This window comes from Waddlia chondrophila WSU 86-1044 (genome assembly GCF_000092785.1).
Lineage (GTDB): Bacteria > Chlamydiota > Chlamydiia > Chlamydiales > Waddliaceae > Waddlia > Waddlia chondrophila.
In genome coordinates, this window is record NC_014225.1 from 514752 (window position 1) to 540467 (window position 25716).

Here is a 25716-nt window from a genome sequence, read left to right on the forward strand (position 1 = left end):
ATTGAATTTTAATTTGCAAGAGGGTAAACAAAAGTCTATGAAGATACCAACGATTGCTTACTTAAGCGCAGAAGGAAAACTCTCAAGCTCTTGCAAGACTAAAATTCCGGAAAAGAGCTTGTTGAAAGGTTATCGCATCATGTGTCTGACACGGCACAATGATGAACGGATGATCACTTTGCAGAGGCAGGGTGTGATCTCTTTTGCGATGAGCTCCAAGGGGGAAGAGTGTTGTGCAGTTGCCAGTGCTGCTGCATTGAAAGCTTCTGACTGGATGTACCCGCAGTATCGCGAAGCAGGGATTGTCTTTTGGCGCGGAATGAGCGTGGAGGACTATGTCAACCACATGTTTTGCAACGCTAAAGATATCATCTTGGGAAGGCAGATGCCTAATCACTTCGGTTCAAGGGAGCTCAACATCGTCACCGTCTCATCGCCAATCGGAACGAAAATTCCCCATGCGGCAGGTTCTGCTTACGCAATGAGGGTGAAAAAAGAGAAAAACGTTGCGATTTGCTATTTTGGCGAAGGGGCGTCTTCAGAAGGGGATTTTCATGTTGGCCTTACCTTTGCTGCTGTTAGAAAAGCACCTGTAATTTTCTTTTGCCGCAATAATGGCTATGCGATTTCTACGCCGACTTCAAAGCAGTTTGGCTCCGAAGGCGTTGCTCCGGAGGGGATTGGGCATGGCATCACAACTTACCGTGTAGACGGCAACGATTTTTTTGCTGTTTATGAAACAGTTTTAAACGCGCGCAAAGAGTGTATTCAGGGAAAAGGGCCTGTGTTGATCGAAGCGATGACGTACCGCATGGGGGCGCACTCCACTTCGGATGATCCTTCTCGCTATCGGGATGATAAAGAGTGTAGGAAGTGGGAGAAGAGGTGTCCCATTTTGAGGTTGAAGCGCTACTTGGAAAAGAAAAAGTTATGGAATGAAGAGGAAGAGAAGAAGTTGCAGAAAAAGATAAAACAAGAAGTGGATGCGGCGATTGCCGCAGCAAAAGAGGTGCTTCCTCCTTCTTTGGAGACATTGATTCAGGATGTATATTTTGCGCCGACACCTCGTTTGCGCGAACAATTACAGGAACTCAAACGTTTTTTCCCAGGAAGACAGTGATGCCGGAAATGACGATCATCCAATCGCTTAATCATACGCTGCACGAGGAATTTGCTCGCGATGAGCGGTTGATTTCATTTGGCGAGGATGCAGGCGCTTTTGGAGGCGTTTTTCGTGTCACAGAAGGATTGCAGGAAAAATTTGGCGAGGAGCGTGTTTTTGATACTCCGCTTGCAGAACAGGGAATCGTTGGATTTGCCATCGGTATTGCACAAAATGGTTTGAAGCCGATCTGCGAAATTCAATTCGCCGATTATATTTTTCCGGCGTATGATCAAATTGTCAACGAGATGGCTAAAATGCGGTACCGGACGGCGAATCAGTACTCTGCACCAGTAGTGATCCGTACGCCGTGTGGAGGAGGAATTCATGGAGGGCATTACCACTCCCAGTCGCCGGCAGCTCAGTTTTTACATACGCCAGGCTTGATTGTGATTTGCGTGTCGGGACCTTATGATGCAAAAGGTTTACTGACAGCTGCCATTGAATGCAATGATCCTGTGCTTTTTTTCGAACCTAAGCGGATTTATCGGTCAGTCAAAGAAGAGGTGCCTTTAGAGCGTTATACGATTCCTATAGGCAAAGCGGATTTGGCGCGGCAGGGGAAAGACATCACGCTCATTGGTTGGGGAGCGCAGCACCATCAGAACATGGCCGCTGCTGAGGAACTTGCGCAAGAGGGAATCGATGTTGAGGTGCTCAACTTGCGTACGTTGAATCCTTTGGATGAGCCTGCGATTGTTGCTTCTGTGCAAAAGACAGGGCGCTGCGTGGTGGCTGACGAAGCGCCTAAAACAATGAGTTTTGCAGCGGAGATTGCTGCAACGATTATGGAAAAATGTTTTTTATCCCTCGAAGCTCCGGTTGAAAGATGCTGTGGTCTCGATACGCCTTTCCCACATACGCTTGAACATGAATATCTTCCGGATGCCTACAAAGTCAGGCAGGCGGTGATTGACACACTGGAGTACTGATGCCGCAGATGTTTACTGTCACATTGCCGGATATTGGCGAAGGAGTCGTTGAAGGAGAAGTGGTTGAGTGGCTTAAAAGAGTGGGCGATGAGCTAGAGCAGGACGAGCCTGTCGTCGTTGTCATGACTGATAAGGCCACAGTCGAGCTTCCGGCGCCCCATCCCGGCATCTTATCCAAACAGTATTTGCAAGCAGGTGAAATAGCCGTTAAGGACCGTCCTCTTTATGAAATCGAGTTGGAAGGGGAGGTAAGTGGCAAGCCTGAAAAAGAAACCCCTAAAATTGTGCCGTTGAAGAAGCAGAAGAGGAGAACGGAGCTGCGAGGAGTGAAAGCATTGGCAACACCTTCAGTGCGTAAGATAGCAAAAGAGATGGGAGTCGACTTGAATCAAGTGATCGGGACAGGCAAGGATGGCAGGGTATTAGCTGAAGATTTGAAGCAGTCGATGGATAGAGTTCCTCACAGGGATGACGATGAAGAAGTCGCTTGGATTGGGGTGCGTGGGATGATGGCGAGAAAAATGGCGGAATCAAAAAAATTGATCCCGCATTTTTCCTATTTTGAGAAAGTGGATGCCGGAAGGTTGCTCAAACTGCATGCCAATGTGAAGAAACAGGGAGAGAAGGAGGGGATGCGTGTCACATTCATGCCCTATTTTATTCGGGCTTTATCTTTGACGATTCGTGAATTTCCCGAGTTGAATAGCTCTTTGGACGGGCAAACGCTTTTGATCCACAAGCACCACAACATCGGGATCGCCATGAGTACTGAACAGGGGCTGATTGTTCCAGTATTGAAAAACGTGGAGGAAAAGTCGTTTGAAGAGGTGGTTCGTTCTTATGAAGCGTTCAAGAATAAGAAGCCTTTCGAGCCTGTGGATATGAAAGAGGGGACGATCACGATCAGTAATTTTGGTGTATTTGGCAATGGGGGAGTTTGGGCGACTCCGATCATTAATCCTCCAGAGTCTGCGATCTTAGCCATCAACCGCATCCAAAAACAGCCTGTGGTACGTCAGGGAGGCGTAGAGATTGCCGATCTTTTAGATCTTTCCTGGAGCTTCGACCATCGAGTGATTGATGGCAGTTTGGCTTCTAAAATCTCCCACCATTTTGCGAAGTTGATTGAAAACCCTGCGCACTTACTCTAACTTTTCGAGATACTCTTTTAGGATCAGTGCGTGTGTGTGCTTTTTGTCTTTAGCAGCGTATAAAAGAACTAGTTGATGACCAGGAATGTTTTTCAGCAGTTCTTTAGCCCTCTCTTTGAGCAAGGACAGTTCAGACAAATATTCTTTGCGGAACCCCTTCCATTTCTCAGGATCGTGGCCAAACCATTTTCGTAAGTGGTCGCTTGGTGCCAATTCTTTCCAGTGAGCGTCCAGGTCTGCTTTCTCGCGGGAAATACCGCGAGGCCATAGGCGGTCAACGAGAACGCGATATCCATGCGGGCCGTCCTCTTCATAGATGCGGTGAAGATGAATTTTCATACTGTTGCCATTTGTTCGAGTTGTTGTCTGGGACCAAAGAATTCGAAATGAAGCTGAGAGTTGGGGATGCCCCATGCCATAAGATTTTGATAAATGTTGATCATAAAGAATTCCGGACCGCAGAAATAATACTCTGCATAGCGGTCAGGTATGAGGGAATCAATTAACTCTGCATCTACAAAACCTGTTGAACAATTTCCTTCTCGTTTGACTCCTTCTGTTTCTGGATTGCTGTAACGATAATGAATTTTTAGCTTTGAGTGGTCTTTTGCCAGTTGATCGATTGTGCTTTTAAATGCCTGAACTTTTTCATTTAAGCAGCCGTGAATAAAAACGATCTCACGTTTTGGCATCGTTTCAACAGCTGTTTTTAAGATGCTCAGTATCGGTGTAATGCCAACGCCAGCTGCAAGAAGAACCAGAGGATGTTCTCCATGGTTTTCTGCGTCCAGGAAGAATTCACCGCATGGCGGGCCAATTTCAAGAACATCGCCAACGTTAATTTCATCATGAAGCTTATGAGAAACATATCCTTTGGGAGTATTGCTTCTGATACCGATTTCTCTTTTAACGCTGATGCGGAAATGATCTTGTCCGGGTTTATCTGACAAGCTGTAATTGCGCATGGTTGTCGATCCGTCCGGCGTTGGAATGCGCACAGTGATATATTGACCAGGAAGGTATTTAGGCAATGGATTGCCATCTGCAGGTTTCAGATAAAAGGATGTGATTACACTGCTTTCCGCTTCTTTTTTTTCAACATTGAAGCGTCTAAACCCTTCCCAACCTCCTGTTTTCTTAGCATTGCTGTTGTAAATCTGCTTTTCCCGTCCAGTCAGAATATTTGCCAGAAAATCATAAGCATGGCTCCATGCGTGAATCACATCGTCTGTTGCGTCTTCTCCGAGTACTTCACGGATTGAAGCTAGAAGATTAGCTCCGACTATTGGATAATGCTGAGGTTTGATCATCAGAGATGCATGTTTATGAGCGATCTGTTCAAGCGTTTCTTTCAGTGCGTTCAAATTGTCGATATTAGCTGCGTAAGTGCAAATGGCTTCAGCCAGAGCCCTCTGCTGTGCACCTTCTGTTTGGTTGGCAGAGTTGAAATAGGGAGCCACTTCAGGGTTTTGAGAGAACATGCGTTTGTAAAAATATTTTGTCAGAGTTTCTCCCTGTTCCTGTAAAATAGGAACTGTGGATTTAACAAGATCGATTGTTTGTTGAGAAAGCATGTAAGACTCCATAAAAAAATTATTTTTCAACTTCCCGAGAGATTGCATGAATCATGTGAAAGATGGTTTCAGCCATTTGATTTTGTTGATCGAGGAGGGGATTCACCTCAGCAAATTCGAGGCAGCGGACCTTTGGAGAAGCGCAAAAGCCCAGTAGAAGATTTTCAGCTTCCTTTTTAGTGAGGCCATTAGCTGCGGGAGTGTCTGTTCCTTGAGAAATGGGAGAATTCATGCTGTTCACATCGAATGAAAGATAGATGACGTCGCAATGCCGCAGCCTGCGGAGAATTTCTGAGATCACTTCCTCTATTCCTTTTCCGCGGATATCTTCTAAAGGGTAATTTTTCAGATTGTATTTTCGCATGAGGAATTCTTCTTGAGGGTCTTTATCTCTGACAGTCAAATAGACAAGATCGGAAGGTTGGATATTGCGATTGGGTCCGCCGATCTCTTTGATTTTTTCCCATAGTACGATTGTTTCGCTATCTGGTTTGTTCTTTTTTTTCAGATGATTGTCTTCGCTTAGAGCAATAGCGACTGGCATTCTTTGGAGGTTTCCTGAAGGAGTGGTATAGGGGGAATGGAGATCTGCATGAGCGTCTATCCAGATAACGCCTATCCTCTGTTTAGGAAAAGCTTTCTTCATTCCTGCCAGGGTTCCTGCAGCTGTGCTATGGTCGCCGGCAATCACGATTAAGAAGGTGTTTTTTTCTCGCATGATTTGAGCGACGGAGGTAGAGGTTTTTTCCATCACTTTTGCAAAAGCGTTGATGTTTTTAGCGTATGGAGTCGTTTGTTTTAGGTAAAGTGCTTGGTTTTCAGGTTCGATTTTTGTTGTCGCATGTTGATGAAAAAAATCGCTGTTTGTATTGATTGCTGCAATTTCGATTGCTCTGGGTCCTAAGCTGGCGCCTCGTTTGTCGGCTCCAATTTCGGAGGGAACTTCAAGAATTTTGATGGTCTTGGCAGAAATGCAGGTGGTGAGAAGAATCAGAATCAGGGTAAAGGACTTTTTCATAATGATCCTCTCCAAGTTTTTGGAACAATTGCTGGATCCACTGTAAGCGATCGAGGTTGTTTAATGCAAAAAAGTAAAAATTTTCTCTATCGCCTTTGTTCATCAATTGTTGCATGGCGCCTTGCGATTTGTGTTCTGCGATTACCCAATTGACAATGATCTGATAATCAAGCTGGTTTTTGAAGCCGAATGTCTTTCGTTTATTAAAAAAAACGATCGGTTTAGTAGGGGTCATCTTCGTTTGAGGATATCCGGGTAGTTCTTCAAAAGGTTGAGCGGGGTTCGCTTCATCTGAGATCGCAGCGGCTAGAATGACTGGTCGGCATTTTTCGGGCAGTTTTAGGACAGCGTTGAGAGCGATCAAAGTTGCGGCTTTGTGATGTCCATGTGTTTGCTGCGTTGGAAGCATGGTAAAGACTGCGTCATAGCGGTGGCATTTCATCAGATTGGCTAGTTTGTTCTCTATGGTGGAGATGTTCCAAATTCCCTGAAAGACTTCCTTCTCATTCAGCGTGTATCTGTGATCTACTTCGTTGAAAAAGTAATAGTGGCGCACACCCATGATTTTTCCGCCGTTCAATGCTTCTTGTTTCCGGATGGAGGGCAATGCAGCTCTTCCTATTTCTTCTCTAGTTAGCTTCAAGTTGTAATAGGGTTCTGCAAGAGTAGAGTATTTGTAGCCTCCTTCTCCGTTTGTGATCATGACGACATCTACTGTGCCTTTCAGGTGATGAGTGATTGCGTAGACGGTGGCGGCAAAAAGAGTTTCATCATCCGGGTGTGCCACGACGCAGAGAATTTTTGGATGAGCTTGTAGAGATCCAATCGTGATAAGAAAAAAGAAAATGAGATTTCTCATTGTTTTCCAAAGATGGGATGGGTTTATGAGTGGACAATATCCAAAAGGGGAGATAAATGAAAGGATGGTCATTGAGATTGACCATAAAGGAGTAAAAGAGGTAATCTTTAGCTCGTTCGCTCGGATGGTGGAATAGGTAGACACTAGGGACTTAAAATCCCTTGCTCTTTTGAGCGTGTGGGTTCGAGTCCCACTCCGAGCAAACTAACACACAGCAATTTAGGTTACACACGATAACCTCCTAAACGGAAGAAACAATAGGTAAGGACCAATTTTGGACCGGTAGGTTCCAAAGGTCACCTAAGGAGGAACAGTGTATGCCAATGATTGATAAGCGTGTGCATCCTAATGGTAAGGTGACTTATCGAGTAAGGGGCGAATGCGTGGAGTGCCCACGCAAACGAGGCCTTTTAAGGACAAAAAGTCGAAGCAGCGGTTAGAGAAGGAAAAAATTTTCCCGAGAGTCAAACGCGAAAACGAAAGTTCAAAGACTTAGTCGACAAATACATTCTCGAGATGCTTCCATCAAAGCCGAAAAGCGTAGAGAAACAAGCTATGCAATCAAATTGGTGGAAGAGTCAAATAGGCTATCTACTTCTTTGTGAGGTCACACCTAACGTGACCGCTCAATCAACAGTAAACCGTACTTAGCTACTTTATCTCACGCTTTTACTATTGCCATTAAAGAATAGCAATAGCTGTTTGATAATCCTGTATCTCTTATTACACGTTCAAAAGAACCATGTAGACGCGATCGTTATTTATACAACAAGAATGGTATTACGTGGACTTCCTCTTTTCAAGAGTATATTGATCGGACTCTATCAGGAAGTGGATGTATTAATCAATTTCCTTTGCCGGATTATGTTGGTATGAGTTGTAAGATGACTGTTCAGTCATTCAGGGGAGGTCTTCACTTGAAAGACTACTTTCTGTTGTGCTTTTTTGAATGTTTGCCTGAGTTTTCTGTGTCCGAAACCGGACGATAAGTAAGCTGGGTTTCATCATCTTTATTGACTCGGAATCCAAGGTTTAGCCAATATTTCTCAGAATTCTGAGCGACGGTTTTCACATTTTTTTTGAAATTTAGTATATGGTTAACCAAAAATGTTCCGGATCCTTTTGAATTTGGATCACAAATGTTTCTTAAAAGAAAACGGATTTGAATGCCATCAGGGAGATCATCGGCGATCAATATTGAGCAGCACCTATTGTCTAGGTTCGCAAAAAGAATATACGCGTGCCGTTCGCTTAGCGCAGAAAGGATTTGGTCGGCAATGGAGCTTGCATTGGCGTAAGTTTTATTTTTCTTCTTCTTAGAATCAAAGCTCTGTTTCCAGGAATCTACAGTTGATTCTGCTGTGATTTTTGAAGGACGGACTAATGTGAACATCGGGAATGCTATTATTTAAATTAAATAACATTTTAAAATAAAAATAGATTTTATTTCAATATTTATTTTTATTTTTTTTGAAATGCTAAATTGTTAAAGGGGTTATTTTTAAATGCAGGAGGTAGATAGTTTCCAGCAGCGATGAATTTTTTTTTGGTGAAAATCAAGAGGAATTGTTTTGTGTGAAATTTCCTGAATGAAGCAGTGGGGAAAAAGTGAAGAATCAAAGAGAAACTTGCGTGAGTTGGTGCTGAACAGGATAACTCCTTCTTTTGAAAGGAGTTTTAACCCCATTGTCATCAGGAAGGTATAGTCTTTTTGGACATCGAACATTTTTCCCATTTTTTTCGAACGGGAAATGGTCGGAGGATCGATGACAATGACATCATATCGATTGTTGGAGCGCACCTCTTCTTCCAAAAACTTTAGACAGTCAGCGCGCACGATTGGATGATTTTTTGCAGCGATATCGTTTAAAATAAAATTATTTTTACTCCATTCAGTGTAAGTATTTGAGAGGTCGACACTTTTGGTGAAAGCGGCTCCCGCAAGAGCGGCGTGGACGCTAAAGGAACTTGTATAGGAAAACAAGTTTAATAACCGCTTTCCTTTTGAAAGAGACGCTGCCATCTGCCGGGTTTCCCGATGATCAAGAAACAACCCAGTATCCAGGTAGTCTTGAAGATTCACCTTAAACTTCGCTCCGTACTCGAGAACAGTAAAAAAATCCTTTTCTTCCGCTTGCTTCTCGTATTGCTCGAATTTTCGGCGTTTGATGCGTGATCGCCAGTAGATAAGGCCTGGCGCAGTTCCGAAAATAGAGTTAAGCACATCATTGATTTCCTTGACCAGTTCTTCCGGAGCGTTGTCATTGTCGTGGTCAAACGAGAAAAACTGGACGCAGAAGCGGCCATCATAAAAATCGATGGCAAGTGGATACTCTTTTATATCGCGGTCGTAGATTCGAAAACAGTTTGTCTTTGTGCGATTGGCCCATTTGCGCAGATGGCGGTAGTTTTTGCGAATCCGATTTTTCAGAGGAAAGCTTTTATCCTCGTTATCGGTAATCAGAGGAAGAAATAAAGTGTTTTGATTCATATGTTTAAAGTAAAGCCAAGTGTATAATGATACATCTTTTTCCCAATTTTCAGGAAGAGCTTAAGTGTTCTGCTTTGAGGCATGCAAAGACAACTAAAAAGTTCGATTCAGTATGGCGAACCAACTTCAAGAATCGGTTTTTGACGCCATCGTTAGTCTTTGATTTTGAGATCTGCTTGCATCGCTGAAGCCTATTCAGGTTGAGCTGCAATAGCTTCGGCTTTGCCTGGCTCAAATTCAAGGCGACTCTCTGTCAAAACGATTCTTGAAGTTGATTCGGTATAAACAGGTCTCTTAGCGACCGGTCATCCCTTCTGGTTGTTCTGGTCGCTCCTTGGATCGGGATCTCCGCTGTCGCATCATCAATTTCCTGAAGGTCGTTGCTAGTCAGTTTAATGATGATAGATTCAATATTTTCTTCCAGTTTTTTTTCTTTTACTCGATCGTTTTTCGTGTCAACAACCGTGGCAAAGACGGCAATCTTTTCAGAGGCTCTTAAACATCGGGTGAGAGCGTCAATGAGAGGAGATACTCGCCCAGTCTGTAATTTGTACACACAAGAAATATTCCAATTTGTGATAGTACCAACAAAAGAAGTCTACCCTAAACTCAAAGCAACGAAAGTTTTGACAAAAACAAGCCCTTGATTATAATGCTGTTGTGTTAGTTATACGGAAACAAACTCAAAATTAAAAGTTGACAACGACGTCAAAAACCAATTTTTGGGTTTATTTCCGTATAACGCCAGGGCATTTTCATAGTTAAAATTTGACATTCATTAGTTTCAGAAGATAGTCAGGATTCCAGCTCGCTTTCTTTCGTTTGAGTTCTATCCCCCCTTTTGTTTGCTTTTCCTGCTTCAGCAAAATAAGCGCCATCTTGCGTATGAAAGATAGATTTTCAGCTATATGTCCGATTCGTGCCCTCAATGTATCTTCCCTAAATGCTATGTCAAGAATCCAGTGACAACTTTCTATTCCCCAGTGCGATCGGATCGCATATGCAATACGACGTGCATCGGCTGGCAGACTTGAAATATACATCCGTAGCTCCGTGGAAGTGACACTATCTATCGTTCGTTCTGTCTTCAGGAGAATAATCGTTTTTAACTTCTTCCATCGATCATAATCCGGCAGCCAATCGATATCTTCCGTCACAAAAAATGAACGTTTTTCTAATCTTCCGTGCCCTTCCTCTATCATGTGATATGATTGATGATCAACGCCTTCAAACTCTACTTGCTGCGCTTGAATAAAATAATTCGATACCTCGTCATGAAGAGATGACTGATTTCCCTTCAATGCCAGAATATATTCGCCACCATCTTCAATGATCTGTGCTGCAATCGCAGTTTGGGTTCCCATTGCGTCAATCGTTATCGTTGCGCCAGTTATGTCGATCATTTCCAATAATTTTGGGATCGCTGTGATTTCATTGGATTTGTCTTTTACTTTTACCTGCCCTAACGTAAGTTGTTGACCACATGCCCAGAGGCTGACTGTGTGAATAAAAGAATTTGGTCGACCCTTGATTGCAGTACCTCTCAAAGCCTTTCCATCGATCGCATATACTTGATTGTCATCTTGCCTTACCAGTGTGGAAATCCATTTTGAAAACCCATTATGAAATTCGGTGGGATCGAGCATAACGAAAGTCCACCAAAATGTGCTGTAGTGTGGTACCCCATTTTCAAGTTTAAGTACATTTGTCAACCATGTTTCTCGCTCCTCTGCATAGACTGCAACCTCTTTAATTTTGTCGGCACCGCAAAGAACTGCACACAACGTAATGAAAAGAATGTCGATCAATTTGTGTCGTATAGCTCCAGTCAAAACACGGGGATCTTGCACATCTGCAAACGCTTGAAAAATCGATTCTTGAAACTCTTCTAACTCCTCAAGGGAATAATCAATCTGCCTCGGTTTTCTTTTTGACATAGCTGAACCTCTGAACTTTGGTAATTCAGCTACAAAGAAAAGCGGATAGAAACTATTTTATCAAGTTTTGACTATGAAAACGCCCTGATTGTGGCAGGCAACCCTGCTAAGGTTGTCAAGATGCGATTCGATGGCAAAATTATTGAGCGTTTATTGAAAATTTCATGGTGGAATTGGCCTATTGAAAAAATAAACCAAAATTTGTCCCTGATTTCTGGAACAGATATTGATCAATTGGAAGAAATTTCATATGCCGAATCATAAATGATTCTTAATCCAAAAATAAACAAAGAAATCACCTTTATGAATTCAACTAAAATGTAAAAAACATGAATAGAAGATTTTGGAGCGATCATTCCTTGAGAAATAATGTCAGTTCTTTCGTTTAATAATGGAAGTAGAAAAAATGTTTGTGAAAGAAGAATTAAAATTGGAATAATTAATATTTTTGTTTTTCTAAATTTCAGTATTTTTTTATTAAACAATATCAACATTAATGTTGTAATTAAAAAAAACCATTCCACGATATTTAAGGCCGAAAAAATAAGTTTTCCAATTCCTAACCCTATAGATAATGAAACGTTAGGTGCTCGAAATTTTAACCAGGCTTCCATAAAGCTGATCGAACAGACAAAACCAATCCAAAGAAAAGTTGGAATCAGTATGAAAGAATATGAAATTTCTTTACGATTTTTTCTTTCCATGTGTACATAAAACAGGTTGTTCACGATTTTTTGAAAAAGTACTTAACGAGCAATCTTTGAAAATTTTTTGAAAATCGGCGTATACGTTGTCTAATTTTCTATGAAGAGGACATAATGTCTTGTGCTCAGCAATGCCAAGAGGGCATTCATCAAATCTTGTAAACGGATCAACTGCATTGATGATGTCGAATAAAGAAATCTCATCTGCAGACCTGCTTAAAAGATATCCTCCTCCCAATCCTTTTTGAGCTTGAACTAAACCCGCTCTATTCAATAATTGCAAAATTTTCGCAGAGTAAGCCTCTGAGACTTTTGTTTCTTTAGCAAGTTCTTTCCCTTTTAGAAATGAATTCTCTTTTTGATGAGCTAAAATTACCATGATGCGCAAGGCATATTCCGAAGTACTTGATAACATGATTTTATTTTTCCGTTGCCTTTATCTATGATGAAAAGCTAAATTATATACCAATGGATAAATTTGTCCAGATATCTTTTGTTCATACGTTATAAAAAGGAGAAGTGTGATGAATTTCCTAAATGAAAATGCAAAAATTGGAAGTTTGGTAGAGAAAAAACCCGAATACGCAAATGTTTTTGAAAAGTTTGGATTAGATTACTGCTGCAAAGGCGATAGAACGTTGAAAGAGGCTTGCGATGAGAAAAAACTCAACATCAACGAAGTGTTGGATCATCTAAAGGAAATACAAACCTCCGATGGAGGCATCAATTGGAGTCAAATGTCTATGAAGGAAATGATCGAGAGTATCATAGATAAATACCATCTCTATCTAAGGCAAGAGCTGCCAAGAATCAGTCAATTGCTCAAGAAAATAAAGATTAAACATGGACAGAGATATGCCTATATTTCCGATCTTCAAAATATTTTTGAAAATATGAAGGGCTCTCTTTTAAAGCATATAGATGAAGAAGAACAGCTCGTTTTTCCCCTTGTGATGAATCTTGAAGTCAATAAAGATTCTCATAAAGAAGAGATAAAAAAATATTTAAGCTCTTTAGACGAGGATCACTTAGAGGCAGGAGAAGCATTGGAAAAAATGAAAGAATTGACAAATGGTTACACTCCGCCTTCTGATGCATGCATGTCCCATATTGTTATGCTCAACAGCTTGGAACGCTTGGAACGAAATTTACATGAACATATCCATAAGGAAAATCAGATTTTATTTCCTCGCGCAAAAGCTATGCTTTGAACAAAAAATGTACAGACGAAAAATGGAGTTTTAAAATGTCGTTTGATCTTGAAAAGAATGAAAAGATTTCCCCTTGGTGGAGATATATCAGCCTCCTTGTTTTGGTTATTGGCTTTACAATCTTAGGAGCTGTAACAAAGGTTGCTTATGATAATACGCCTCCTATTCCAAAACAAGTGGTTGACTCTAGCGGACAAGTGATTTTTACAGGAGATCAAGTGATCCGTGGGCAAGGGGTATTTCTCAAAAAAAATTTAATGGAACACGGAACTTTATGGGGGCATGGGGCTTACCTAGGACCAGACTATAGCGCCTCCCATTTGCACGAGCAAACGTTATTTATGCAAGAGTATTTGGCTGATAAAATTTATCAAAAACCGTTCGACCAGCTAGATTCGTTTGAGAGGGGATCGGTTTTAAGGGAAATTCCTAAAATTTTAAAGGAAAACCGCTATGACAGTGAGTCAGACTCTTTGCTGTTTACCGAAGTAGAAGCTAAATCATATGAACATAGCATAAATGTTTGGAAAAATTATTTTGCTTCAGAAAAAGCTCAAGGATTGCCGAAGGGCTATATTTCAGATCCAGAAGAACTTTCCGATCTTTCTTCGTTTTTTGCCTGGGCATCCTGGGCATCTGCAGCTAATCGTCCTGGAGAGGACTTTACCTATACGAACAATTTTCCTTACGACCCAGTTGCAGGAAACTATCCAAGTGCCGACGCCTATCTCTGGAGCGCAATCAGTTTGCTTTTTATTATTGGGGTGACAGGGCTTGTTCTCTTCATTGTTAGCAAATTTGGTTTTGGGTGGGGAGAAAAGTCTAAACAACAGCATATTTGTGAGACATACTTGACTTTGCCAACTCTGACCGCGAGTCAAAGAGCTACCGGTAAATTTTTCGTTATTGCTATTTTCTTGTTTCTTTTTCAAAGCTTGATAGGAGGGCTTTTGGCCCATTATCGGGTAGAACCGACATTTTATGGATTTCCTATTGCAGATTTTCTCCCTTACAATCTTTTGCGTACCTGGCATTTGCAGTTGGCGATTTTTTGGATTGCGACAGCATGGGTGGCTGCAGGATTGTTTATTGCACCTCTTCTTAGTGAACATGAGCCTCGCAACCAAGCGCTGGGTGTCAATCTTCTTTTCGGAGCTCTTTTAATTGTTGTCGTGGGAAGTCTTTTTGGCGAGTTTTTAAGCAGTCGAGATTTTTTTACAGGCGATTGGTGGTTCTGGTTTGGAAATCAGGGATCCGAATATTTAGATCTAGGCCGCTTTTGGCAGTATCTGCTAATTGTAGGTTTCTCTTTTTGGTTATACCTGCTTTTTGGAGCATTAAAACCGGCATTTCGATTACCGCGTAGAAGAGAGCTTTCGATTTTGTTCTTTTTAGCATCTTCAACGATTCCGATTTTTTATGTTCCTGCGGTGTTTTATAACCATGAAACGCATTTCACTCTGATCGATAATTGGCGGTTTTGGATTATTCATCTTTGGGTTGAAGGATTTTTTGAGGTGTTTGCTACTGTTCTTGTTGCAATTATTGCTTTGCAGATGGGAATCATCAGAGCGATTACCGCACTTCGCATTATTTATTTGGACGTGATCCTTTATCTCCTAGGTGGAGTTGTGGGGACAGGGCACCACTGGTATTTTACAGGCCAGACGAACCTTAACATGGCGTTGTCAGCTTGTTTTTCTGCGATGGAGGTTGTGCCTTTAACTCTCCTTACAATGGAAGCAAGGCATTTTATTCGCGTGACTCATTCTAAATGTGAGAAATGCGGGCATTATATGGCTGAAAAACAGTTATGGACAGTTTATTTTCTCATCGCGGTAGGAGTGTGGAATTTTGTGGGAGCTGGAATGTTTGGTTTCTTAATCAATCTTCCGGTCATTTCCTATTTCGAGGTGGGAACTAACTTGACACCTAATCATGGCCATGCTGCCATGTTTGGTGTTTTTGGAATGCTTGCCCTTGGAGCAACGATGTTTTGCATGCGGGCTATGCAAGATGAAGAGGTTTGGAAATATAACAAAACTTTGATAAAAATCGGATTTTGGGGTCTCAATGGCGGCATGGGATTGATGGTTGTTCTGGATCTTTTCCCTGCCGGAGTCCTTCAGCTTTGGGATGCGATGCAGAACGGTTATTGGCACGCAAGAGAGTTAACTTTCTTGATGTCCGGCTATTTTTATACCTTGGAATGGATGCGCATGGCTGGTGATTTAATTTTTATCTTTGTTGGGGTTGTTCCCACTGTTATTGCAATTTTGCGCGCATTTTTGTCTTGTGGGTTTTCAAAGCAGAAGGTAGCTGCATGATATTCTAAACCGTTTCCGATCGCTTTGCGAGGCGATCGGAAAGAAGAAATAAGGATCTATTTGTAAGATGTATAAAAAACAGCATTGTGAAATTTGCAAAAAACCATTTTTTTTAAGAGATCTGTATCCGGCAGTTTTAATACGCGACAATACATTTGAAGCGGCAAAGAAGAAGTGTCCTGAGATGGATCGCAAAGGGTATATTTGCTTTCCCGATTTGCGTAAAATCCACGCCTCCTATTATGAGGAGATCCTTACTCAAGAAAGAGGAGAGCTTTCCAAGTTGGAAAAGGAGGTTTTATCTAGCTTGGAACAACACGATATCTTATCGGAAAACATTAACGAGGAATTTGATGCAACTAGGACATTAGGGGGAAGGATTGCCGATAAAGTGGCCTCATTTGGGGGAAGTTGGACGTTTATTTTTATCTTTGGTTTTGTCTTGCTTAGTTGGATGGCGATTAACTCCTATCAATTTTTCTTCGAAAAAGCCTTAGATCCCTATCCCTATATTTTATTAAATTTTTTTCTTTCCTGCTTGACAACTATTCAGGCTCCTATTATCATGATGAGCCAAAATAGGCAAACGGCTAAAGACCGGCTTACTCAAGAAAACGATTATCAAATTAATCTAAAGTCTGAGCTTCAGATTCGGCAATTAAATGCGCGTTTGGATATGTTCATGAGGCACAGTTGGCAGAAGTTGAACGAAATTTCCCAAATACAAGAGGAAATTTTGGAAATTTTGGAAAATTTGGGTAGATAGTTGCCCTGTCTTTACTAAATCTTGATAAAAAATTCATTAAATAAAAACTTTGGAATGGTATCTTTGTTATAAAAAAGGAGGTGAAAGATGGTAGGTTACTTAGTCCGCCTTGAAAAACCCTGAATTTCTTGAGGTTTTCGATTAAATATCTGAATGTATCTCTCGCCATAGGGATTATTTTCTGTATCAAGATCTGTGGATTTGTAAAATCATCAAAATTTTCCGAGTTTTTTGGAAAAATCTGATATTTGGAGGTAGCAAGAATTCTGACTCGAGGCTTGTTTCCTGGAGATAATGTGTTTTATACCAGCTGCATCTTTCTATCAAAGTGATTGAGAATCAGCCGTATGTTGTGACCAATTCCGCATAAAATAGCGTTTAGACAGTCACCCACCCTTCCTTTCAAATAATTTCTGTTGAGCTTGCCATCGCTTTTCATATGGCCTATCGTCGGCTCAATCGCCTGACACCTTCTCAGCATTTTTTTGAAGTGTAGGGTCAACTTCCTTTTACCTGAAATAAAAACTTCTTTCCCTTTCACCTTATGTCCTCGATACCCCTTATCGACGAACAAACGACGGATTTCCTTTTGACTACAAGCTTCCGCATCTACGATCGCTTGCTTTAATGTGTGTCCGTCAAAAGGATTGCCATGCAGAGCTTCTGAGCTTAAAACAAAACCCTGGTTATGTGTAGTAACGATAGAGACCTTGCATCCAAATTCATATTTCTTATGAGCTTTTCCTTTTGAAATACACTCCACCTGAGGCTCATGTACACTGTAAATCTTTGGAGAATCTGTCCGCTTTTGTTCGAAGATACCTCTTAAAATTGATAACCACTCCGAAGTCATTCTTTTTAGCTCAGAGTCTTTCTCTACATGGCGTTCTATTTCTCTAAGTACTCTGCCAAAATACGTCTTCAAACGCTTCGTTTCACGCTTGGCCAATTTCATTTTTCTAGAGTGAACATACTGGGAAACTCGCCTTAAAGTCTTTTTGGATAAAAACACATAACTCTGACGAAGTTCGATATTAAATCGTTTAGCGAAACGAACCAGTTGTTTCAGGCATCTGTAATACAAAGAGATATGATCAAAAGTTGTGTTTGAGATAAAAAGAGCGTACCCTATGAAATTTTGAAACAAAAAATAAATTTTATAGGAGATACGCTCATGAAAGATGATGTCATTTTTTTGGATAAATTTCACGCAACAAGTGAAATGAAGAGTTTTCTGGAACAAACTTTGAGGGAGGGAGCTCGCTTTCTGCTTCAACAGGCTGTTGAAAATGAAGTCAATGAATACCTTGAATCGATGAGTAGCAGAACGAACTCCGAAGGAAGAAAACAATTTGTGCGCAACGGTTACCTGCCTGAAAGAGAAGTGCAAACAGGAATTGGGCCAATAGCTGTGAAACAACCTCGAGTACGCGATAAGAACGGCTTTACAAAGTACTCAAGCGCAATTCTTCCAAAATATTTGAGGAGAACGCCGTCTCTAGAGGCAGTGATTCCAGCTCTTTATCTCAGAGGAATATCTACGAATAATTTCCAGGAGGCTCTTGAAGCGATAATGGGCAAGGATGCGAAAGGATTATCCGCAGCTAACATCACTCGTTTAAAACAATCTTGGGAGCAGGAATACAAAGACTGGAACAAGCGCTCTCTTGAAGGAAAGCACTACGCTTACATCTGGGTAGATGGGATCTATTTCAATGTTCGTCTTGAAGATGACCGCATCTGTTTTCTTGTCATTCTCGGCGCTTTGCCCAATGGAAAAAAAGAGCTTATAGCGATCCACAATGGTTATAGAGAGAGCAAGATTTCCTGGACGGAGGTTTTAGAAAATTTAAAGCGGCGCGGGTTATGCACTCCACCTGAGCTTGCTATAGGAGACGGGGCGCTTGGATTTTGGTCTGCGATAGAAGAAGTATTCCCGAAGACAAAGCAGCAGCGGTGTTGGGTGCATAAGACGGCCAATGTGCTTGATAAGATGCCTAAAAGCGTGCAGGTAAATGCGAAAAAGGCCATCCATGAAATCTATCTGGCTCCAACCAAAGAAGATGGGTTGGCTGCATTTGAAACATTTTTAAAAACATATCGAGACAAATACCCCAAAGCCTGCGCTTGTCTTGAAAAAGATAAGGCGCAGCTGTTTACCTTCTACAACTTCCCTGCAATCCATTGGCAGCACATCAGGACAACCAATCCAATCGAGTCCACTTTTGCAACAATTAGGCATCGGACAAGGCAGACCAAGGGTTGTGGTTCAGTTACTGCCACATTGACCATGGTATTCAAACTAGCCACATCAGCTGAAAAGAAATGGAGAAAGCTTAAGGGCTGTGAAATGATTGAAAAAGTGATCAGGGGAGTGATTTTTAAAAATGGTGAAGAGGTAATGGATAAAGAAAAAATAGCTTAGAAAAATTTTTAAAACAGGGTGCGCTTAAGGATTCCAAACACAACATTTGAAAATATCTCACATCATTGCGTCAAAGTAGATAAGGTGATTGTTTCAACGCTTCCTGTAGGAATGGATTCTCCATATAAGGCTCGTTTTCTCGATCAGGCAGACAGGGCTTATATTCTAGATGTCAGGCCAAAGGTAAAGGATTGGACAAAAAAAGCGATTACCAGGAAATCTGGCGAGTCTGTCTCTGAAATATCAGAGCCTGTAGGTATTCGAGAAACTCGTGTATAGGAAGGATGTGCCGTCATGTCTGGTCAAAATAGATCAGGAAGCAGATCGCATTGATCATGATCAATGAAACGCGGAACATCTGCTTGCCCCAACGCGTATCATTTTTTGCATAAAAACCCAACAAGCAAAGAACAAGCCAGAGAATTCCTAGAGAACCGGTGACGGCAAAAAATAGACTGCCTGTATATCCCAGGGCTGTTAGAAGAAACAAAACAGGGATTAACAAAAGAATGTAGGCAATCATATGTATTTTTGTGCGTTGGATCCCTTTGGCAACCGGCATAATTGGCAGATTCGCTTTGGAGTAGTCACTCCATCGCCAAATACCGATGGCAAAAAAGTGAGGCATTTGCCAAAAAAATAAGATTAAAAAGAGTAAAAGAGCGGCCATATCCAAGCGGTTGCTGACTGCGCAGTACCCAACCAGAGGAGGAATGGCTCCGGAAATGCTTCCGATAAGAGTGCTCAAAGGTGTTCGAGCTTTGATAAAGCTATAAATGCACACGTAGACGAAAAACCCTGTATCGGCAACTAGTACTGTTAAAGCATTGGAGTAGAGATATAAAATACTATTGCCGACAAATCCTAAAACGGTTCCGTAAATCAATGCGGAAGAGCAGCTGACAGCTCCTGTCACCAGGGCGCGCTCTTTTGTACGGCTCATTTTTCGATCGGCATCACGGTTGATGTAGTTATTAAAAACGCAGGCAGAGGCGATCACCATTGCAAGGCCAATCAGTGTGGTTAAAAAAAGCTTTAGATCAAAGCTCCCTTTAGAAGCGAGGACAAAGCCCGCAGCAAAAGTGATGAGATTGCCTAGGATAACTCCAGGCTTGATGAGTAAATAATAATTAATCATGGTGGGCAGCCGTCATATTATGCTTCGGCATCATTCTTTCGTTCAGGTCGTTCATGACCCAAAGTGATCCGACAACAATGATCAGTAAAATTAAAAGCATAAAGAAAAAAATAAATGTTTCCCAGTGCGGCTTTCCCTCTTGTCCTAAGTGCAGGAAAAAGATGAGTTGAACGACAGCTTGCAAGAAGGCAAGGGTCGCGATCGTGTAGATAAGCGATACCGGAGGAAATGCATCATAGGCGACAAGGAGAAATGAAATGGAAGTAAAGACCAAGGAAACGAAAAAACCGATTCCATAGGAGAGGTAAGTGCCGTGCCAAAGCTTTTTTTCCTCATTGAGGCTAACTCTTGTGCTCATGTTAAATCACTCCTATTAGATAGACAAAAGTAAAGATGAAGATCCAAATCAAATCAAGAAAATGCCAAAACAAACTGAACAAGACTAGGCGGCGGAATGTGTCGATTGTCAACCCATAGTAAAACAGCTGACAGATCATGGCACTTGCCCAAATCAGGCCAAACGTGATGTGCAGTCCGTGAGTGCCGACCAAAGCAAAGAAAGAGGAGAGAAATGCGCTGACGGTCCAGCTGTGGCCCTCTGAAATAAAGTGATGGAATTCCGAAATCTCCATGGTTAAGAACGAAAGACCTAAGGCAATGGTGGCTCCTAAAAAGGCAATCGATGTGCGCAAGCGTTGATGGACGGCGGCAAGAACGGCAAGGCCGCAGGTTACGCTGCTGATCAGCAGGACAAAGGTCTCGCCGAAAGCAAGGCGCAAATCGAAGAGGTCTTTGCTCGAAGGGCCTCCAAAGGTGTTAGCTTGCAAAACGGCGTGGGTGATGAACAGCGTGGCAAAAAGGATGCAGTCAGTCATCAGGTAAACCCAAAATCCAATGAACCTCATGGAGAAATAGTCTTGATGAGGATCGGGGACGCTGGTATTCGGATTTGGTTCGGGAGTATGGTGAACGATTAATGAGTCGGTCATGCGATTTGCTGCCTTTTACTGTAAGATTCTTCGATTTTTTTCACTTCTTCGGCTGAGATCGTAAAATGCTCGTCTTTGCTGGACAGCCGGGCAATGATCAGTCCGAGGATACCTGCGAAGCTCAAGACTCCCAGCCAGTAGATCTGCCAAGTCATGGCAAATCCCAGCACCATGCTTAATGCTCCTATGTAGAAGCTGATAGGAGTGTTGGCGGGAAGATGGATATCTTCGTACTCCGGCTTCTCTTCTGTTGCCGGCTTTTCAGCCCATAACGGATCCCGCTGGTTGATCGTTGGAATGACGGCAAAGTTATAGATAGGGGGAGGAGAGTGGGTTGCCCACTCCAGAGTTCTGCCGTTCCAAGGGTTTCCTCCAGTGGTATCCATGTTGTCTTTCCGCTTGTAGATGCTCCAGAATAGCCCAACGAATTGGATCAGAGCACCGATGAAAATAATCACCCCTCCCATAGCAGCAATGACGAATAACGGCTGCCATCCGGTAGAGGGATCGTAGTGATCCAGACGTCTAGTCGCTCCCATAAAGCCGAGCATGTACAGAGGCATAAACGCTAAAAGGAAGCCGGCGAACCAGCAGAAAAAGGCCCATCTATTGAGTCGTTCGCTAATAAAAAATCCTGTGTATTTTGGAAACCAGTAGGTGAAGCCGGCAAAAAATCCGAAGAGCACGCCGCCGATCACCATGCCGTGAAAGTGGGCGATCAGAAAAAGGCTGTTGTGTACTTGAAAGTCCACAGGTGGAGCGGCCAGTAAAATTCCTGTCATTCCTGCGATGCTGAAGTTAAGAACAAAGGAGAAAAACCAAAGCATTGGCGAGGTGAAGTGCACTTTTCCCCGATATTTGGTGAAAAGCCAGTTGAAAATTTTCACTCCTGTAGGAATGGCCACTAGCATCGTCATCACGCTAAAGAAGGTATTAACGCTTGGACTTGCTCCCATTGTAAAGAAGTGGTGGAGCCAGACGAGAAATGACAAAAAAGCAATGAGGACCATTGCCCACACCATTGAGGTATAGCCAAAAAGGCGTTTTTCAGAGAAGGTGGGAACCACCTCGGAGAAAATTCCAAACGCAGGGAGAATCAGGATATAGACTTCCGGGTGCCCCCAAGCCCAAATGAGATTAAAATAGAGCATAGGATTTCCCCCGCCGCTGGCGGTGAAGAAATGCATCCCTAAATAGCGGTCCAGCATCAATAATCCGACTGTTGCTGTCAGGATGGGAAACGCGAAGATCACAAGGACCATGGCACATAAGCTGCTCCAAACAAAAATGGGCATTTTCATCAGTGTCATCCCGGGGCAGCGCATCTTTAAGATCGTAACGAGAAAGTTAATCCCTGAAAAGGTCGATCCTATCCCTGAAATCTGTACCGACCAGGCCCAGTAGTCCACCCCTTCATTTGGACTATATGCAACTTCAGAAAGAGGGGGATAGGCAAGCCAGCCGGACACTGAAAAATGGCCAATTCCCAAAGAGATCAGAATGAGCATTCCTCCTGCAGCGAATAACCAAAAGCTCACGGCGTTTAAAAAGGGAAAGGCTAAGTCGCGTGCGCCGATTTGTAGAGGAATGATCAGGTTCATGATTCCGAACATAAACCCCATAGCGACAAAAAAGATCATTGTTGCGCCGTGGGCGGAAAACACTTCCTGAAAATGCTCGGAAGTCAGAAAGGGGTTTGCAGCTCCTGTTGCCGTCGCCTGTTGAATCCGCATCATCATCGCATCAGCAAATCCTTTTAAAAACATGATCAGAACGACAACAATGTACATCATGCCGATCTTCTTGTGATCGACAGTTGTGATCCATTCGTTCCATAGCCACTTCCAACGTTTGAGGTATGTGATTAGCGCAATCAGTAAAATGCCGTTCACAACACCGCCTAGTACCGCCATATTCTGGACAAAGTCGTGCTGAAACGCTTCTAGAGTGAGATTTCCAAACATCATTAAATCTTTGATTGAGGTTTCATAAATTTCATAACAATTTCATGGAAAAGATGATTTTCCTCCAGTTGATACAACTTGACGGAAGTGTCTTCCGAAGGTTTTGCCAGCTCTCGGTAAACGGGGATATTCATAGGTTGGTCCGACTTTTTTACAGAAGCAACCCATTCCTCGTACTCTTCTTGTGTGGAGGCTTTAGCTACAAATGTCATATCGGCAAAGCCTTTGCCGCTGATATTTGCCGACGATCCTCTAAACTCGCCCGCTTCGTCAGCGATTAGATTGAGTTCGGTCGTCATGCCTGGCATGGCATAGATCATCCCTCCAAGACGAGGAATCCAAAACGCGTTCATCGGAGCATCGGCTGTGATTTTGAAATGGATGGGAGTCTCTTTTGGAAACTGGATATAATTGACAGTGGCGATCTTTTCTTCCGGATAGATAAACAGCCATCTCCACTGGAGGGCGACAGCTTCGATCTCTATCGCTTTTTTATCCGAAGCAATAGGTTTATAGGGGTCTAGTTCGTATGTTTTATAAGCGGTGATGATGCAAATCAACACTGTCATGATCAGAGGAAGTCCCCACCAAACAATTTCTGCGACTTTGTGGTCAATGAGGTCGGGATCATATTCCGATTGATCATTATCTGCTCGGTACCACCATGAAAAGATGAAGGTCATGATGTAGATGGGAATGATGAAAAGAAGCATCAATGCCTGGATCAGAAGGAGTAGATTCCTCTGTTCCAACCCAATCCATCCCTTGGGAAATAGAACAACGATGTCCTTTAGTAAGATGTACACTTCTAAAGGCTGCATTAAGAGGATGATGATGAGGATGATGCCGGAAAAGATGAGCTTGTTGAAGATGGGCCGCGTGGTTTCTTTCATTCGATACCAAAAATTTGTACTTAACTTTAAGTATTCAATATAAAAATATTTTTCTACTTGTCAAGCACAAGAAAATTATTTTGGGATATAACTATTTAGGCGGCCAATGCTCTCTTCAATGGCTGAGAGCTCTCCTTGAAGTAATTTGAGCGCCTCTGAGCCTTCAGGAGAGTGTTTTACAAGCTCTTTCATAAATAACTGATATCTTGGTCCTCTTTGTATAGGCGTTATCAAAAAGGCTCCGATATCTTTACCCATATTAGTTGGCCGCTGTGTGAAATCTCCCATAAGAGGTTGAGCTTCTTTTTTCTTAAGGGTGTTTTCCATGATCTGAATCACTTGTTTGTGCTTGATTGCCATACAAGAGATTTCGGATATGATCTCTTTTTGTCTTTCCTTTCTGAAGGCATGAATACAGTTTTTAAGTTGATCTTCAGGGGGTAAACGCTTAAATGCTTCTTCTGCAGACTTTAGAGTTGATTGAAGGTCTGAGTTTTTGGGATAAGGAATTCCTGAAAGTTCGCAAAGTGTGAGCATTGATTGTTCCAGACATGTGTCAAGATGTGCTTGCAAAATACTCGATTCATAAGAAGAGATCAGTCCTTCGTGCTCCATTCTTTCAAAGATATTCATCGCTTTGCCATCTACACCCCAGGTTTTTTCAGTAAGAGAGTATAGACCTTTAACGTAGGAAACCTCTGTAGCGAAAATTTCTTTTAAAATGTTCTTTGTTTGGAGGGCACTAGGAGGGGTAGTGCTTATTGAAACACTTGATGTATCCGGCTTGGATTTATCTTCCTCTTTTATTTCAAAATTGCGCACTACCGAATCATAATTGGCAGCTAATTCCCTGGCTTTGACAGCGGATTGAAGAAAGGCTTTCTTTTGTTTTTCAGACGTTATCGGCATTTTTTCGAGAGCCATTGCAATTTCTGGCGAGTATTTCTTCACAGAATCCAGAGTATCGTTGCGAAAACTATTGAACAAACTCGTATTTTTGGCAATGGCTTTGCGTCCATTTTTTTTAGTGATCACCTTTTGAAGAATTTCCTTGGTCGATCTTGTGACTTTTATGTTTTCTTTTTCTGTCTTATCGGAATCTGGTTCGGCTTTCGCTTTTGGAACTTCTGCAGTCCAACTAATCTCCGTAACGTTGTGTGATTCTAATTCCATGATTGCTTCAACGATTTCCCGATACTGTTTACTATCTAATTTCGTTTTCGATGCCAATTCCAATTGATTAGGATTTGCAGATACAGTTCCATCAAATCTTACCAGCATACCCTTTAAATTTTCGATTCTGACCATTGTTTCAGCAGCTTTTTGAGCTTGTTCAGTAGAACCTGATGTAAGAGTTTTCCTTAACTCACCGATACTACTTTTTCGTCGTGAGGGTTGTGTTTGAGTGGGCGAATCCCTAGAAAGTAAATGCATTGATGTAGAGCTAGGATCAGAGTCTATTTCCTCGAAGCTAACTCTAAGAGGGGTTTTGGACCCTTTTTCTTCCGGCAACGTAGAGATAGGCCCAAGGTCTTCAATGTTTTGGCCGGAAGGATCCATTTCCTCAAAGCGAACTTTAGTAGTGAGGTTTTCGGTTTTTTTTTCTGGCGGTTTAGGCAGAGGCTTTGGCGGAGATTTTTCAGATGAACTTTTGATTAATTGACCGATATTCGACTGTTCAAAGGCTTTGACCACCTTTGATGCACTTGATCCAAGAGCGGCTAAATCTGGATCCTCACTGCCTGCTAATTCTCCAAGGGTTCTTTGTTCGCCGCCTTTTAGTTTTACTTTTGTGTGCTCCGGATCATCCAATTTAGCGGTTATTTGGTATCCCGATAATTTTGCGATAGACGCAGCATCCATGCTATCGACAATCTTATCGACAACACTTGCAAGATCAGCTCGGTCTGAACCTGCTTTTTGGACATGTTCTCTGAGTTTAGCGTCGTTGAAGCCTACACGAACTTTATAGCTTCTTTCAGTGCCGTCAGGCATCTGCATTTTGACACTATAAGAAGCAAATGTCTTTCCGGATTCTCCAGTTTCCAACTCGCCGACACGTGTAGCTGTTCCCATTTTTTGCGGTTGGCCATTCTCGGAAACAGACATTTGAAGGTGAGAATCGCCACTTATTGACATTTTTAATTACCTTATTAAGCATGACCACGCCCAATT

The 25716-nt window shown here is 42.2% G+C and carries 26 protein-coding genes and 1 tRNA gene; 10 read left to right on the forward strand and 17 right to left on the reverse strand.

What is annotated here, in order from left to right; genetic code table 11:
• Positions 1–37 precede the first annotated feature (37 nt).
• Genes WCW_RS02230 through WCW_RS02240 form a run of 3 tightly spaced genes read left to right on the forward strand, consistent with a single transcriptional unit; the run spans position 38 to position 3245 of the window.
• Positions 38–1120 carry a thiamine pyrophosphate-dependent dehydrogenase E1 component subunit alpha gene (locus WCW_RS02230; protein ID WP_041941477.1) on the forward strand — a complete coding sequence of 361 codons (1083 nt, stop codon included), beginning with the start codon at positions 38–40 and terminating at the stop codon, positions 1118–1120.
• Positions 1120–2094: an alpha-ketoacid dehydrogenase subunit beta gene (locus WCW_RS02235; RefSeq protein ID WP_013181565.1), complete on the forward strand. Its 975-nt coding sequence runs from the start codon at positions 1120–1122 to the stop codon at positions 2092–2094. The genes WCW_RS02230 and WCW_RS02235 overlap by 1 nt, the downstream gene beginning before the upstream one ends.
• Entirely contained in the window at positions 2094–3245 is a 1152-nt protein-coding gene (locus WCW_RS02240; RefSeq protein ID WP_013181566.1) for a dihydrolipoamide acetyltransferase family protein, read from the forward strand. The genes WCW_RS02235 and WCW_RS02240 overlap by 1 nt, the downstream gene beginning before the upstream one ends.
• On the opposite strand, the gene WCW_RS02245 is transcribed toward WCW_RS02240, so the two are convergent.
• From WCW_RS02245 to WCW_RS02260, 4 genes are read right to left on the reverse strand one after another with little or no spacing between them, the layout of a single operon-like run.
• Positions 3237–3584, reverse strand: coding sequence for a DUF488 domain-containing protein (locus WCW_RS02245; RefSeq protein WP_013181567.1), 348 nt, complete (start codon positions 3582–3584; stop codon positions 3237–3239). The two genes, WCW_RS02240 and WCW_RS02245, sit on opposite strands and share 9 nt — an antisense overlap.
• Complete coding sequence (hmpA, locus tag WCW_RS02250) at positions 3581–4819, reverse strand: NO-inducible flavohemoprotein (protein WP_013181568.1); 1239 nt, start codon at positions 4817–4819, stop codon at positions 3581–3583. The genes WCW_RS02245 and hmpA overlap by 4 nt, the downstream gene beginning before the upstream one ends.
• A gap of 19 nt (positions 4820–4838) precedes the next feature.
• Positions 4839–5837, reverse strand: coding sequence for an arginase (locus tag WCW_RS02255; RefSeq protein ID WP_013181569.1), 999 nt, complete (start codon positions 5835–5837; stop codon positions 4839–4841).
• Entirely contained in the window at positions 5764–6696 is a 933-nt protein-coding gene (locus WCW_RS02260; protein WP_049767104.1) for a PIG-L family deacetylase, read from the reverse strand. The genes WCW_RS02255 and WCW_RS02260 overlap by 74 nt, the downstream gene beginning before the upstream one ends.
• Positions 6697–6814: 118 nt before the next feature.
• On the opposite strand from WCW_RS02260, the gene WCW_RS02265 reads away from it, so the two are divergent.
• Positions 6815–6898 (forward strand) — tRNA-Leu (locus tag WCW_RS02265).
• 115 nt (positions 6899–7013) lie between these two features.
• On the forward strand, positions 7014–7136 hold the full coding sequence (locus WCW_RS10450; protein ID WP_265100813.1) for a hypothetical protein: 123 nt from the start codon (positions 7014–7016) through the stop codon (positions 7134–7136).
• Between the two features lie 485 nt (positions 7137–7621).
• On the opposite strand, the gene WCW_RS02270 is transcribed toward WCW_RS10450, so the two are convergent.
• From WCW_RS02270 to WCW_RS02295, 6 genes are all read right to left on the reverse strand, one after another.
• Positions 7622–8089, reverse strand: a complete 468-nt coding sequence (locus tag WCW_RS02270) for a GNAT family protein (RefSeq protein WP_013181571.1) — start codon at positions 8087–8089, stop codon at positions 7622–7624.
• A gap of 108 nt (positions 8090–8197) precedes the next feature.
• Positions 8198–9187 carry a class I SAM-dependent methyltransferase gene (locus WCW_RS02275; RefSeq protein ID WP_013181572.1) on the reverse strand — a complete coding sequence of 330 codons (990 nt, stop codon included), beginning with the start codon at positions 9185–9187 and terminating at the stop codon, positions 8198–8200.
• 253 nt (positions 9188–9440) lie between these two features.
• Positions 9441–9743, reverse strand: coding sequence for a hypothetical protein (locus WCW_RS02280; protein WP_013181573.1), 303 nt, complete (start codon positions 9741–9743; stop codon positions 9441–9443).
• Positions 9744–9948: 205 nt separating this feature from the next.
• Complete coding sequence (locus WCW_RS02285; RefSeq protein WP_013181114.1) at positions 9949–11124, reverse strand: ISAs1 family transposase; 1176 nt, start codon at positions 11122–11124, stop codon at positions 9949–9951.
• Between the two features lie 230 nt (positions 11125–11354).
• Entirely contained in the window at positions 11355–11828 is a 474-nt protein-coding gene (locus WCW_RS02290) for a hypothetical protein (protein ID WP_041941478.1), read from the reverse strand.
• Positions 11809–12243 (reverse strand): RrF2 family transcriptional regulator, encoded by a 435-nt coding sequence (locus WCW_RS02295; RefSeq protein ID WP_013181576.1) that lies wholly within the window; start codon positions 12241–12243, stop codon positions 11809–11811. Before WCW_RS02295 ends, WCW_RS02290 begins: the two co-directional genes overlap by 20 nt.
• Before the next feature lie 109 nt (positions 12244–12352).
• Here WCW_RS02295 and ric point away from each other — a divergent pair, with 109 nt between their 5' ends.
• The 3 genes from ric to WCW_RS02310 all read left to right on the forward strand — a co-directional run bounded on the left by ric (position 12353) and on the right by WCW_RS02310 (position 16132).
• Positions 12353–13039: an iron-sulfur cluster repair di-iron protein gene (gene ric / locus WCW_RS02300; RefSeq protein WP_013181577.1), complete on the forward strand. Its 687-nt coding sequence runs from the start codon at positions 12353–12355 to the stop codon at positions 13037–13039.
• 35 nt (positions 13040–13074) lie between these two features.
• Positions 13075–15366, forward strand: coding sequence for a nitric-oxide reductase large subunit (locus tag WCW_RS02305; RefSeq protein WP_013181578.1), 2292 nt, complete (start codon positions 13075–13077; stop codon positions 15364–15366).
• 67 nt (positions 15367–15433) lie between these two features.
• Positions 15434–16132: a DUF1003 domain-containing protein gene (locus WCW_RS02310; protein ID WP_013181579.1), complete on the forward strand. Its 699-nt coding sequence runs from the start codon at positions 15434–15436 to the stop codon at positions 16130–16132.
• 301 nt (positions 16133–16433) lie between these two features.
• Here the strand turns inward: WCW_RS02310 and WCW_RS02315 are convergent, their stop codons facing one another.
• Positions 16434–17087, reverse strand: coding sequence for a hypothetical protein (locus tag WCW_RS02315; RefSeq protein WP_063124733.1), 654 nt, complete (start codon positions 17085–17087; stop codon positions 16434–16436).
• Positions 17088–17306: 219 nt separating this feature from the next.
• On the opposite strand from WCW_RS02315, the gene WCW_RS02320 reads away from it, so the two are divergent.
• Together WCW_RS02320 and WCW_RS02325 are read left to right on the forward strand one after the other, a co-directional pair.
• Positions 17307–18557 carry an IS256-like element ISWch2 family transposase gene (locus WCW_RS02320; RefSeq protein WP_013181580.1) on the forward strand — a complete coding sequence of 417 codons (1251 nt, stop codon included), beginning with the start codon at positions 17307–17309 and terminating at the stop codon, positions 18555–18557.
• Positions 18558–18575: 18 nt separating this feature from the next.
• Positions 18576–18836, forward strand: a complete 261-nt coding sequence (locus tag WCW_RS02325; RefSeq protein ID WP_013181582.1) for a hypothetical protein — start codon at positions 18576–18578, stop codon at positions 18834–18836.
• Between the two features lie 13 nt (positions 18837–18849).
• Here WCW_RS02325 and cyoE read toward each other — a convergent pair whose 3' ends face one another.
• The 6 genes from cyoE to WCW_RS02355 form a co-directional block, all read right to left on the reverse strand.
• Positions 18850–19695, reverse strand: a complete 846-nt coding sequence (gene cyoE, locus WCW_RS02330; RefSeq protein WP_013181583.1) for a heme o synthase — start codon at positions 19693–19695, stop codon at positions 18850–18852.
• On the reverse strand, positions 19688–20053 hold the full coding sequence (cyoD, locus tag WCW_RS02335; protein ID WP_013181584.1) for a cytochrome o ubiquinol oxidase subunit IV: 366 nt from the start codon (positions 20051–20053) through the stop codon (positions 19688–19690). The genes cyoE and cyoD overlap by 8 nt, the downstream gene beginning before the upstream one ends.
• A 1-nt stretch (position 20054) precedes the next feature.
• Positions 20055–20684 carry a cytochrome o ubiquinol oxidase subunit III gene (gene cyoC / locus WCW_RS02340; RefSeq protein ID WP_013181585.1) on the reverse strand — a complete coding sequence of 210 codons (630 nt, stop codon included), beginning with the start codon at positions 20682–20684 and terminating at the stop codon, positions 20055–20057.
• Positions 20681–22648 carry a cbb3-type cytochrome c oxidase subunit I gene (locus WCW_RS02345; RefSeq protein WP_041941479.1) on the reverse strand — a complete coding sequence of 656 codons (1968 nt, stop codon included), beginning with the start codon at positions 22646–22648 and terminating at the stop codon, positions 20681–20683. The genes cyoC and WCW_RS02345 overlap by 4 nt, the downstream gene beginning before the upstream one ends.
• A gap of 2 nt (positions 22649–22650) precedes the next feature.
• A complete protein-coding gene (locus WCW_RS02350) occupies positions 22651–23541 on the reverse strand; it encodes a COX aromatic rich motif-containing protein (protein ID WP_013181587.1) in 891 nt (296 codons plus the stop codon).
• Positions 23542–23616: 75 nt separating this feature from the next.
• Complete coding sequence (locus WCW_RS02355; RefSeq protein ID WP_013181588.1) at positions 23617–25680, reverse strand: RhoGEF domain-containing protein; 2064 nt, start codon at positions 25678–25680, stop codon at positions 23617–23619.
• Positions 25681–25716 lie beyond the last annotated feature (36 nt).